Annotated in this window: 1 pseudogene (running past one end of the window); it reads left to right on the forward strand. The window is 72.8% G+C overall.

The features are described 5' to 3' along the window. Positions 1 to 367: pseudogene (locus CCN42_RS39010) on the forward strand (transposase) (its annotated part extends 52 nt beyond the left edge of the window); the annotation flags it as partial.

Consider the following 367-nt stretch of genomic DNA (forward strand, 5'->3'; position numbering starts at 1 on the left):
CGCGGACTGCTGAGCACCCCGGGCCGCAAGACGATGCAGCGCCTGGCCGGACAGATATGCGGCGAGTCGAGCGCCGGGCAGGCGCTCCAGCAGTTCATCACCGCCAGCCCCTGGGACTGGCACCAGCCGCGGTCCGTCCTCGCCCGCCTGGCGGCCCGCCGGCTCCCGGACCACGCCTGGGTCGCCGGTACGTTCGTGTCCGAGAAGAAGGGGAGCAGCTCGGTCGGTGTCCAGCGCCGCTTCGTGCCCGGGCTGGGGGCCACGGTCAACTGCCAGATCGGCGTCGGCCTGTTCATGGTCTCGCGGACCGAGGCGATCCCCGTGGACTGGGACCTCGTCCTGGACGGCGGATGGTGCGAGGACGCCG

It is taken from the genome of Streptomyces glaucescens (assembly GCF_002154375.1).
GTDB classification, from domain to species: domain Bacteria; phylum Actinomycetota; class Actinomycetes; order Streptomycetales; family Streptomycetaceae; genus Streptomyces; species Streptomyces glaucescens.